8 protein-coding genes are annotated in these 11,007 nt (G+C 69.8%); 3 read left to right on the plus strand and 5 right to left on the minus strand.

The genetic code is table 11. The annotated features are described in order from the left end of the window. Nucleotides 1-502: 502 nt before the first annotated feature. Nucleotides 503-679, minus strand: a complete 177-nt coding sequence (locus ACIBVN_RS59645) for a hypothetical protein (RefSeq protein ID WP_397151622.1) — start codon at nt 677-679, stop codon at nt 503-505. Continuing rightward, nucleotides 676-1,038 carry an alpha/beta fold hydrolase gene (locus ACIBVN_RS59650; RefSeq protein WP_397151624.1) on the minus strand — a complete coding sequence of 121 codons (363 nt, stop codon included), beginning with the start codon at nt 1,036-1,038 and terminating at the stop codon, nt 676-678. Before ACIBVN_RS59650 ends, ACIBVN_RS59645 begins: the two co-directional genes overlap by 4 nt. Nucleotides 1,039-1,197: 159 nt before the next feature. Between ACIBVN_RS59650 and ACIBVN_RS59655 the strand changes: the two genes are divergently transcribed. Then, complete coding sequence (locus ACIBVN_RS59655) at nt 1,198-1,848, plus strand: helix-turn-helix transcriptional regulator (protein WP_397151634.1); 651 nt, start codon at nt 1,198-1,200, stop codon at nt 1,846-1,848. A 54-nt stretch (nt 1,849-1,902) separates the two neighbouring features. On the opposite strand, the gene ACIBVN_RS59660 is transcribed toward ACIBVN_RS59655, so the two are convergent. After that, nucleotides 1,903-7,113, minus strand: a complete 5,211-nt coding sequence (locus ACIBVN_RS59660) for a DNRLRE domain-containing protein (RefSeq protein ID WP_397151626.1) — start codon at nt 7,111-7,113, stop codon at nt 1,903-1,905. A gap of 74 nt (nt 7,114-7,187) precedes the next feature. Then, nucleotides 7,188-8,144, minus strand: a complete 957-nt coding sequence (locus ACIBVN_RS59665) for a hypothetical protein (protein WP_397151628.1) — start codon at nt 8,142-8,144, stop codon at nt 7,188-7,190. A 196-nt stretch (nt 8,145-8,340) separates the two neighbouring features. Here ACIBVN_RS59665 and ACIBVN_RS59670 point away from each other — a divergent pair, with 196 nt between their 5' ends. Together ACIBVN_RS59670 and ACIBVN_RS59675 are read left to right on the plus strand one after the other, a co-directional pair. Next, the gene (locus ACIBVN_RS59670) at nt 8,341-8,580 is read left to right on the plus strand and encodes a hypothetical protein (protein ID WP_397151629.1); all 240 of its coding nucleotides are present in this window, start codon (nt 8,341-8,343) and stop codon (nt 8,578-8,580) included. A 1,164-nt stretch (nt 8,581-9,744) separates the two neighbouring features. Next, nucleotides 9,745-10,308: a GNAT family N-acetyltransferase gene (locus tag ACIBVN_RS59675; protein ID WP_397151631.1), complete on the plus strand. Its 564-nt coding sequence runs from the start codon at nt 9,745-9,747 to the stop codon at nt 10,306-10,308. A 193-nt stretch (nt 10,309-10,501) separates the two neighbouring features. On the opposite strand, the gene ACIBVN_RS59680 is transcribed toward ACIBVN_RS59675, so the two are convergent. Further along, a complete protein-coding gene (locus tag ACIBVN_RS59680; protein WP_397151633.1) occupies nt 10,502-10,723 on the minus strand; it encodes a hypothetical protein in 222 nt (73 codons plus the stop codon). Nucleotides 10,724-11,007: the final 284 nt, after the last annotated feature.

Raw genomic sequence — 11,007 nt, forward strand, 5'->3', positions numbered from 1 at the left:
CACCAAGCCCGCGCCCGCAGCAGCCACTACTGGAAACGCTGGCTACGCCACAACAAGATCCAGCTATAGATCACGAAACATGACTGTAGTACTAGTTGGCGTGGCTGCCTGATCACGCACACTCGGTGTCTCATCTAGACGATCAAGTCCGATGTGTTCAGTCGTCGTAGGCGATCAGGGATCGCATGGTCGGCTGGCCGGTCTTGTGGTTGCGCCAGATCGCCGTGGCCAGGGCGAGGATGCGCTGGGCGGCGCGGACTGCGACGCCCTCGCAGCTGCGGCCGCCGTGCTGTTCCAGGTCAAGCTAGCCCTTGCGACGTTCCGGGATGCCGACGAGAGCGAACAACTGGCGAACGTGCGGACGATCGTCTCTACGACGCATCATGTCCGGGCCACCTCGTCCAGCAGCCGGACCAGCTCCGCAGGCGCGGTCATCATTGGCCAGTGCCCCGCCTCCAGCGTGATCAGGTACACGCCCGGCAGGCTCGGCGGGCCGCCCGGGTCACCCCGCGCAGGCGATGTAGGTGCGGGGCAGCTTCAGCACCGCGCTCAGGTCGGCAGGTGCGGGGTCCTGGTAGGTGCCGATCGGCTGGCCGGCGCCGCGAGCCCGCAACCACGCACGGTCCTGCGGGGTGAGCCCGTGCTCGCCGAAGCCAGCGTCGATCACCTCGTCACTCATGACGGGATCCGCCCGTCCCGCACGGTCCGCGTGATCGCCTCGACGACGGGCGCGGGCGTGATGTCGAACAGGCTCTTGCCCTGTTCGGGCAGCAGCGCGGCCAGGTAGACCACGCGGGCGAGCCGTTCGGGGATCGTGCCGGCGGCGATCGTGGCCGGGGCTCCGCCGTAGGAGTGCGCGACGAGCACCACCTCGGTCAGGCCGCCGTATTCGATCGCGGCCGTGATGTCGCGGGCGTGCGTGGTGAGCGTCGTGGCCGGCGGGCCCAGATGCTCGCGATCATGAAACCGGTGAGCATCAGCGGATGCACCTGGTGGCCGTACGCGGTCAGCAGCGGCGTGACCCGCTCCCACGCCCACGCGCCCAGGAACGAACCGCCGACGAGAACGCTGGTCGACACCAGCCGACTCCTTTCGGATCGCGATCAGTCGCGGCGCAAGGCTAGGAGGGATTGTGGACGTTTTCTGCCCTCATGAGGATCGTGTCCCGTCCGGCGACCCGTCCTCGCGCTGCTGGAGATCCTCCAGGACCGCGGCCTGGTACCCGCCGACGAGCTGACGCGGCGGCTGGGCGTCGACGCCCGCGCCGTCCGCCCGTACGTCGCCGCGCTGCGCGGCATGGACACCCCGGTCGAGTCGGTCGGGGAACGTCACGGTGGTTACCGGCTCGCCCGCGGCGTACGCCTGCCGCCACTGATGCTCGCCGACGACGAAGCGGTCGCCGTCGCGCTCGCGCTGGCCTCCGGCAAGCACGAGCAGGTGGCGGCGCCGGGTCCCGACCGACCGGGCGCTGGTCAAGCTCAACCGCGTCCTGCCCGCACCGCTGCGCCGCCGCGTCACCACGCTCATCGCGGCCACCTCCGCGACGGCAGGCACGTCGCCGCCCTCGCCCCGCACCCGGCCGCCGCCACGAGCCAGGCCGCAGCCGTCTGCCCGACCGGCTATCTGTGCCTGCAGCCGAGCGCGTCGTCGGCCCGGCCCGTGCTCGTCAAGGAGGGGGACAGCCGGACCTTCTCCGGCGGGCTCAAGGTCACCCAGGTGTCCAACCAGACCAGAGTGGCGTACTGCGTCACCAGCACGCCCTACAACTACGCCCTGTCCTCCAGGCAGTCGGCGACCCGCGCGCACACCGTGCTGTCGGTCCGGCCCGCCGGTGTCTGCCCGGCCTGATTTCGCATCTCGTGAGGAGGAGGGCGAGCCGGCCTCGCCCTCCTCCTCGATCGCTCAGTACGGGCGCTGCAGGTAGCGGCCCAGCGACGGGTCGTACACGCGGCCCGACACCAGGACCGTCCCGTTCAGTGTGGTCGGCCGGAACGCCCCGCCCAGCCAGCCGTAACGCACCGGCTGGGACGGCACGCCGTGCTCGTCGTACCCGATCACGGTGGCGAGGCCGGTGTCGAGCTCCAGCTCGGTCCCGACGCTGCCCCCGATGGTGAGCAACTGGACGCGCACCGACCCGGCCGCCCCGGTGAGCGCCGCCAGCTCGCCGCCGATGCCCGCGACGTTGCGGACGATCGTGCCGTTCGCGGCGGTCCAGGAGGGCTTGTCGCCGTCGGAGCCGTAGTGGTGGACGGTGACCGCGCCCGCCTCGGTCGTCTCCGAGCGGATCCGGCCCGCCGGGTCCCGGGTCCAGGTCAGGCTCTGCTCGCCGGCGGTCTGCCTGGCGGGCAGCCCGTCCGCGAAGTAGCCGATGGTACGCCCGCCGGGCAGCGAGGTGGTGCGGCCCGCCGCGTCGTAGGCGTAGCCGTCGCCGGTCAGCCTGCCGTCGGAGGCGTAGCCGTACGTGGTGATCGCCGAGGCCGCGTCGTCGGCCACCGGGCAGTCCTCGTCCGACGACTGCACCGCCAGCCGGGTCCGGTTGCCCGCCCCGTCGTGGTCGTAGCGGCGCAGGGTGCACTTCGGGAACGCCATGTCCAGCGCCGAGGTGAGCCGGCCCGCCTTGTCGTAGCCGAGCTGCCGCTCGGCCATGAGGTCGGTGCGCATGCTCAGCACCTCCTGGCCGTGGACGTTCCGGCCGACCTGGTCGATCATCACCGGGCCTTCCACGCCGTCCCGGGTGTAGATGCGGGCGTAGCTCTGGCCGCGCTCGTCGTAGCCGGTCTGCAGGTGCAGACCGCCCGGCAGGTCGCCCTCGATCTGGCGGCCCTCGGCGTCGTAGCGGGCGGTGAAGGTGCCCGCGACCGAGTCGGTCACCGAGGTGGCCAGGCCGCGCGGCTCGGCCTTGGCGTCGTAGGCGTAGACCTTAGTGGACGGGGAGGAGTCGGTGACCTTGACCGGGCGGTCGAGGTCGTCGTACTCGGTGCGGGTCTGGCCGCCGTCGGCGTCGGTGTGGGAGATGACCCGGCCCAGGCGGTCGTAGGCCGTGACGATCTTCTCCGTGCCGCGCCACCGCTGTGCCGGCCGGCCGGTGGCGGGGTCGTAGCCGATGCCGATCTCGGCCTCCCCGCCCGCCTTGGTGGCGGTGAGGCGGCTGGCGGCGTCGCGCTTGAGGGTGGTGACCGTGCCGCCCTCGGTCACCGTGGCGGGCAGGCCGGCGGCGTCGTGGGTGTACGTGCGCCCGCCGTCCTGGCACACCAGGCCCGCCCATTCGGGCCGCCCGCCGCACGGCGCGCTGCCGGTCGCGGTGTAGAGCACGGGGTTCGCGGCCGGGACGGCGACCGCCTTGCCGCCGGGGTCGCGGACCGTCCCGGCCTGCTGTCCGGTGGCCCACTCGTAGGCGATCGAGGTGGTCCTGACGTCCGCGTCCGGCTTGGTCTCCCGGCCGACGATCACCGCGCCGGTCTTGACGGTGGTAGGCAGGTCGCGGGCCGTCGCGCCGGCCGGGCGTCCCTCGTCGTAGGTGTAGACGGTGCGGGTTCTGGCGCCGATGGCGTACCCGGCGGGCAGGTCGTCCACGTCGGACTCGAGGTTGACGATGTGGACCGGGCTCAGCTCCGTCAGCTTGCGCCGCCCCGTGGCGTCGTAGACGGAACGGGTGGACAGCAGCTCGGCGCGCTCCTCGGGGTCGTAGCCGGTGATGGCGAGCTCGGCGAGCCGATAGTCGGTGATGTCGCGCTGCGACAGCTCCCGGTTCGCGGCGGTGAGCACCCGTACGGTGTGGCCGAACCGGTCGTAGTCGGTGGCGGACAGATGCCCGCCCGGCGTCAGCACGTTGACCGCCCTGCCCGACCCGTCCAGGTACGTCACCGTGGCGGCGAGCCCTGGCGGCTCCACCGACGTCGCGGTCACGGGGGCCACGGCCTGCCCCCACGCCGACACCTCCTTGGCCGTCACGTCGGCCGGACCGCCGCTCGCGGTGGTGAGCGGCACCCCGTAGGTGACGGTGGTCTTCGCCTCGCCGGCGATCTGGTCGGAGGTGCCGGGCTTCAGCGTGGCGCGGGTGACGGTGCGCAGCCGTCCGTCGGCCGCGTAGACGAAGGTCCATGGCAGCTCGCCGGGCGGGGTGAGGGAGGCGACGCGGCCGGCGGCGTCGTAGCCGTAGAGGGTCTTCAGCGCCGGGCTGATCCGCGGGTCCCACGCCTCGGCGAGCCGTCCCGCGCTGTCGTAGCCGTACTGGGCGATCACCGTGCCCTGGAGCGAGACGGTGGTGAGGCGCCCCGCCGAGTCGTAACCGAGGTCCAGCGTGCGCCCCGACCTCGTGATCGACTTCAGCCGGCCCTGGTCGTGGACGTGGCCTTCGGGGACGTACAGGTCGCCCTGCTTGGTGAAGGCGGTGACCTCTCCGCGGGCGTCGGTGAGCGTGTAGGCGCCGGTAAGGGTCAGGTGCTCGGCGCCGGGCTCCGGCTTCCAGCCGTCCGCCGTCCTGGTGAACTGCACCGGCGCGCCGTCGGCCCGCGTCACCTCCACCGAGGTGGGCGAGGTCTCCTTGAGCGTGGGCAGCGGGAGCGACCAGGCGGCGTCGCGGGAGGAAGCCGTGCGGGTGAGCGTCAGGCCGGAGGGGCCGCCCGCCGTGGTGCTGAGGCGGTAGTCGCCGGTCTGGAGATTGAGCACGCCCGGCCCGACCTCTTTCGTGGCGGCCCGGGTGGCGCGGCGGTCCACCACGACCTCGACCGGGTCGGACTGCGCCGTGGACGCGCCGGACACGACCGCGCGCACCTGCACCGCGGCGTCGCCGAGCTGCGTGCCCGCGTCCCAGGTCAGGCCGGACAGCTTGCCGGGGGCGGGGACGGGCCAGGCGGTGAGCGGCTTGCCGTCCACGCCGGTGACGTTCGCGACGGGCAGGTCGGCCCAGGCGTCGGTCGCGGAGCGCCGGTACTGGAACGTGGCCTGGGTGAACGCCGTGCCCATCACCGCGAGGGGCACCTTGCCGGTGCTGCGCAGGCCGTCCACGGGCGCGGTGAGCGAGGCCACGGCCGCGCCGGAGCCGACGTTGAAGGTGTAGGACGTCGTCGGGGAGGCGTTGCCGGCCTTGTCGATGGTGTAGACGCTGAGCGTGTGCGCGCCCGTCGTCGCCGGGGTCACCTTGGCGGTGACGGCCGGGCCGACCGTGGTCACCTTCGTGGTGGCGCCCGCGTCGAGCTTGTAGGCGATCCAGCCGGTGTCCGTGCTCGCGGGGGTGAGGGTGAACGTGCCCGCCTGGCCGGCGTCACCGTGCCAGCTGCCGTCGTTCGGGTAGTCGGCGGAGGCCACCTTGGGCGCGGCGGGCTTGACGGTGTCGACGTTGAACGTCGCCGTCTGGTACGCCTTCGAGGTCAGCGAGCCGTCATGGGCCCACGACCGGATCGTGTACGTCTTGCCCGTGGCCAGCTTACCCGCCGGCACGTTCGCGCCGGAGAAGCCGTTGCTGGCCACGTACGCGCCGTAGAGGTCGTCGATCAGCATCGTCGAACCCTGGTACAGGTCGAACTTGCCGCGCACGTTGCCGCCGTCGGGGTCGCGCACGTGGTTGCGCAGCTGCGGGGTGAGCGTGTTGGTCCAGCGGACGCCGCCGTAGTCGCTGTACGGCGCCAGCCACGTGGAGACCGGGGTGCTCGGGTAGGAGTTGTACGTCACCGAGATGACCGGCACGTGGGATGATGCATTGCCCGAGTTGAACCGCTTCCAGGCGTACTCGTCCGACTCGCTGGTGGCCCGCAGGCCCATGCCGGACTCCTTGTAGCCCTGGTCGGCCCAGTACTGCGCCAGCGAGGTGACGTTGGCGGTGACCCAGCCGTCGGCGCAGCCGCTGCCGTGGCCCTTGGTCTGGCTGGAGGAGACGTACTCCTTGACCAGCGCGGGGCCGGGCCAGCGCGAGGCCGTGGAGGCCTTGTTGGCCGACCAGACCTCCCACGAGCGGGCGTTGCAGGACCACGAGTGGTAGTTCCAGAGCTTCAGCGTGGCCGAGATGATCTTCTTGCCCGCGAGGCCGAGCGTCTTCCACGTGATGAACGAGCGGGCGACCTGGCCGCTGCCGTTGTTGCCGATCTTCAGCTCGTCGGCGCCCGACTGGTCGGTGCCGTAGCCCTCCTGCACGAACGTGTCGAAGACCTGCCCCAGGTTGAGCGAGGGGTCCACAGTGACGGGGTACGTCGTGGCGGGGTCGTTCAGGAAGGCCGGGTCAGGGGTGAGGACGAGGTCGCGGCCGGAAACCTTCATGTCCACCGGAGCGCGCCGCAGGTGCTCGCCGGAGACCGGGTGCGTGGCGGCGTCCCACATGACCGGCGCGGGGATGGTGACGGCGACCTTGCCCTTGGCGTCGGTCAGCTCCACCCCGCCGTCCTTGGCCGCGCGCGGCGTGAGGCCCGCCGCCTTCAGCCGCAGCGTGTACGTCAGCGGCGCCGCCGGGCGCGACTTCAGCACCAGGAACTGCTCGGCGCCCGTCCGGGTCGCGGTGACGACCAGGTCGGCCCCCGGCAGCACGTCCGGGTACGTGGCCGTCTCACCGGACAGGCTCGGCGCCGGCAGCGCGCCCTTCCACTGCATGGTGACCTTGCTGTTGCCCTCGCCGATCGTGATCAGGTCGGTCAGCGCGGCCGCGCCGGCCTGCCGGGCGCCGGGGCCGGGCCGCCCGCCGCCGAACCTGAGCGCCCTGCCGTGGCCGCGCGGCGCGATCTCGCCCGACGCGGTCCTGGTGAGCGCGATGTCCACCGGCGCCCACGCGCCGTCCCTGCGGAACCTGACCGGGCCGGCGAACGTGTCGACCGTCAGCGTGCCGTCCGGGTTGGCGTAGGTGGTGGTCGTCTCGGTACGGGCGTCGGCCACCTCGACCCGCCCGCCCGTCAGGCGGGCGGACAGCCGGGCGGAGGCCTCGTCGGGCGCGCTCGGCTCGGCCGCGACGCGGGCGGGGTCGCTCGGGTCGGCCGCCGCGGAGGCGGGGTCGCTCGGGTCGGCCGGGTTCGCGGGGGCCTGCGAGGCGGCGGTGGGAGCCGGGGGTTCGGCGGCGGCCGGGGGCGCGGCCAAGGGAAGAAGCAGGAGGGCGAGGCCACCGGCGAGGGCCCGTGGCGTACGAGCAGGCATGAGAGCTCCGGAGGTGTGCGGGTAGGGCGACGCCCCCGCCGAAGCCCGGCGGGGGCGTCAGTTCGAAGCGGGGGTTACTTGCTCTGGCAGCTCTTCTTGCGGACCTCGTACCAGACGATGCCCGGAGCCTGGAACCGGATGGCAAAGCACTGCTTCTTGTTGGCGGCCTCCCGAATCTTGTAGATGACGGACGCGCCACCCGCCGTGTAGGCGATCTTGCAGATCAGCTTGGCCTTGCCCTTGAGCTTGTCGCAGGCGCCCTTCAGCGCCTCGATGGCGCCGGCGACGCCCGCGACAAGCCAGACGTTGTAGATCTTCTTGGTGAGGCTCTTGGAGAAGATGAGCCGGCACATGGCCTTCCACCACTCGCACTGCAGCTTGAGTGCCGGGTCGGCGACCACGGGGTAGGCGGCGCCCGCGTGGTTGACCGTCTGGATGAGCGTCATGCCCTCCACCCGGTAGCTGGTCGGCACCGGGTTGCCGTTGGCGTCCTTGGCCCAGGGCAGGTCGATCTCGGCGAGGTAGAAGTCGTTGTTGTAGATCAGGACGGTGCCGTCGTCGTCCTCGACCTCGAGCATGCTGCCCTCGGGCGCGCTGATCGGGAAGCGGTACTCGGTCGGCGCCGAGGCGTCGTGGATGACGGTCAGCGCCCGGGCGATCTGGCCGGTGCGCTGGTGGGCGAAGGTGACGCTGGGCTGCCGGGCTGCGTAGGTGACCAGGCCGGGCAGCGGCTGGTTGCCGGCGCCGGTGGCGTCCGGCATGCCGATGCCGATCGTCTCCTCGCTGACGTTCACCGACAGCGTGTGGCCGGGGTCGGTCGCGGCGGCGAAGGGCCGCTGCACATCGCCGTCGGGGATCTCGGTCGGCGGAACGGTCTTGGCCTCCTCGACGATCTCGGGGACGACCTGGGTGAGGGCGGCCAGTGTGGCGTCGCCGTCCTGCGCGAAGGCGGGGGTGCCGGCCACGTTCGCGCTGCTGAGTGCCAGGGCGGTCGCTAACGCGACGATGAATGCCCGAGCGGAATTGCGCATTGATGTCCTTCCACATGCGGTGGGGGGCAGTGCACAAACGCCGCAAACGTAAAGATCGTCGGCTGCTATTGGGGTGATCTCGGATTGATGATCCGTAAACGTTTCCCGTCTTCGAGATGTCGCCCGTCCAGCCTGGCACGACCGTTCCGTTAACGCAGCGCGCTCATACCTTGAGGTAGGCGCACAAACACGATCGGTGTTTGCCGCACCGGAACGGTCGGCCTGTCCGACGACGTCGAGGATCCCGGCCATCCCCCTGTCCGGCGTCAAGCATGGGGTGGCGGAGGTGGCCGCGTTCTTCACCGAGTTCGGCAAGGCCGGCTTCCAGGCCGATCCGATCTTCCTGCGGTCCGACGAGGAGCACGTCGTGGACGTCCACCGCGGCTGGACCACGCGAGGCGTCGGCAAGGTGGACACCCTGTGGGCGCTGGTGTGACGCTGGAGGACTTGGCCATGCTGCTGAGCGACCGGAAATTGTCAGCGTTAAGCAACATGAGGTGTCAGTAACTCAGGGTAGCGGCCAGTCTAGATCCTCCCAAGTCCAGGGGACAGCGACTCTTCCATCACGGGCCAGGCGGTAAGTGCCGGTCGGTGGTTCGCGGCCTTGAAGGAGACGGCGACGGTAGCCGCGGCCTCGATGAGTCACGCCTCGGCGCCCGGGCCGAGGGCCAGGACCTCGCCATTCCACGATCACACGCCAGGTGATCTGAGACGTTCACTGCTGGACGCCATGATCGTTGAGACACTCACATTCACGTTGTCTCAAATGAGTTGGCGAGCCGCAGGTCAGAGTATCGCTGCTACGCCAACTCGGTTGAGACGGGACAATTGCCACGAAGTTGTCCTGGGGATATGCCGCTTGGTGTCAGTGGGAGTGCCACAAGGTGTCAGCAAGATCCTCTGAGTAGGCCGCTTCAAGGGCCGCGCCCTCGCGGCTCCTGGAGGCCCTTTTCGCAGGTGAGTGCCATATTCAGGGCGAATTCGCGCCGTAGCCAGCCCTCCGTGTCGCCCGTCTGGCACCTGCGTCAGTAAGCGATTCTCTGGCAGTCCTGAAGCGTTTCGACAGCTAGACCTGCGCGAAGAAGGCCTTCGCTCCCCTGACACGTCGTGGCGATAGTGCCATCTGCTGACGGGCAGATGACCTGCAGTTCTGCCATGGAATGTCAGCGTCGGGTGCCGGCGGATGTCAGTACGGATCCACGACATCCAGCAGAGACCCTACCCCCTCGAGAGAGGGCACTGCGTGGCATCAGTCTGCCGTGCGGCGGTGGTCTCCAGTCGGGTGTCGGCGGTGACTTGACAGGCGGGCAGGTCCCGCTGGGTCTGGAGCCGGTCGCGGTCTTCGTCGTAGCGGCGCTGCCGTTCGGCCAGATCATCGCGTTCTGCGCGGCTTTCGGCGCGGGATGCTCGGCTGCAACGCGACGCAGCCCTCCTTGAGCTCGACCGGTCTCGTGACGGCGTGCAAGTCCTAGCCGATCATCGACGCACCCGCCGGGACGACGGAACCATCACCTGCTCCTGACGGTTGTCACGGGAAATCTTCACGAACTCGGTGTCGACTTCGGAAGCGGCGTCGAACGCCTCACTCCATGATCGGGACATGAGGCCCCCGAAACGCATCACACTCGACGACATGCTGCTGCGCTGCTGGACACCCACCGACGCCCCGGCCTTGCACATGGCCGTCCTGGAGTCCTTCGAGATCCTGCATACGTGGATGCCCTGGGCCGCCGAGCGGCCACAGCTCAGCGACCAGAAGTCCTTCATCACATCGACGATCAGCCAGTGGGACACGGGTGAGGCCTACGTCTACGGCATTTTCGCCCCGGACAGCGAGCGGCCACTGGGCACCGTGGGTCTGCATGCCCGAGTCGGGCCAGGCGCCCTCGAGCTCGGCTACTGGCTTCACGCCGACCACACCGGCAAGGGGTTGGCCACCAGAGCGGCCAGGGCTCTCACCGAGACCGGACTCGCACTACCCGGGATTGAGCGAATCGAGATTCGCTGCGACGAGGCCAACACCGCCAGCGCGGCCATCCCCAAGCGGCTCGGCTACTGCCTGGACCGCATCGAGGACTACAACCGGGACGCGTCCGCAGAGACTGGTCGCAAGATGATCTGGTTCAAGAGCCACGCCGAGGCTGGTGGATCGCAACACGGCTGAACCGGCGAGAGAACGATGCCGGGCATGCCGATGAGGATCACGCCGATGCCGGTGCGGTCGTGGTGATCGCGAAGCTGTTCCGGCGGTCTTGAGCGGGACTGTAAGAACAACAACATCTAGACAGTCCCCGTGAAAGCGTCCGGGACCGGCCTTAATCGCGGATGGCGTACGAAGAAATGCCGTCAGCGAACGGTCAGGCCCACAATGCCCATTTCGGCCCGTAGGTCTCCATGTAGACGCAGCTGTAGGAGGTCCACCATCCCCACTGAATGCCGAGGTTCCCGCCATTGATGCAGTCGGAGTAGAGGTAGTAGACGTACCTGATGCTGTCGGCCTGAGCGGGGGCCGTCCCCACCGATAGTGTCAGGCCAGCAGCCAGCGCCGCGGTGACGGCCAACGACCGAGCTTTGCCCATTGACTCTCCTTCGGGATTCGCGACGACATCTCAAGAATCATGACAGCACTGCCCGGCTCCGACGAGCCCCGAAGTTCTCACGGCGCTCTCACGAAATCGTGAGCTTGCCATAGATACCCAGAAGCTTTCGAGATCTCTGAAACTTTCACGTGTCGAACGCCGCCCTGCCGCGACGATTACCCGAGCCAACCTCGATTCGTCAGCGGGCTGTGTTGTGTGAGTGGCTCCGCGGTTTGCCCGTAATGTCCCCGATGCGGTTGGGGTGGGCCATCGCATGACGCTGC

The sequence above is a fragment of the Nonomuraea sp. NPDC049400 genome (assembly GCF_044466425.1).
Lineage (GTDB): Bacteria > Actinomycetota > Actinomycetes > Streptosporangiales > Streptosporangiaceae > Nonomuraea.

Bases quoted from the DNA above. Each gene is read 5' to 3' on its own strand.
- ACIBVN_RS59645 (WP_397151622.1), bottom strand. From the start codon at position 679: ATGAGTGACGAGGTGATCGACGCTGGCTTCGGCGAGCACGGGCTCACC.
- ACIBVN_RS59680 (WP_397151633.1), bottom strand. From the start codon at position 10,723: ATGGGCAAAGCTCGGTCGTTGGCCGTCACCGCGGCGCTGGCTGCTGGC.
- ACIBVN_RS59665 (WP_397151628.1), bottom strand. From the start codon at position 8,144: ATGCGCAATTCCGCTCGGGCATTCATCGTCGCGTTAGCGACCGCCCTG.
- ACIBVN_RS59675 (WP_397151631.1), top strand. From the start codon at position 9,745: ATGAGGCCCCCGAAACGCATCACACTCGACGACATGCTGCTGCGCTGC.
- ACIBVN_RS59660 (WP_397151626.1), bottom strand. From the start codon at position 7,113: ATGCCTGCTCGTACGCCACGGGCCCTCGCCGGTGGCCTCGCCCTCCTG.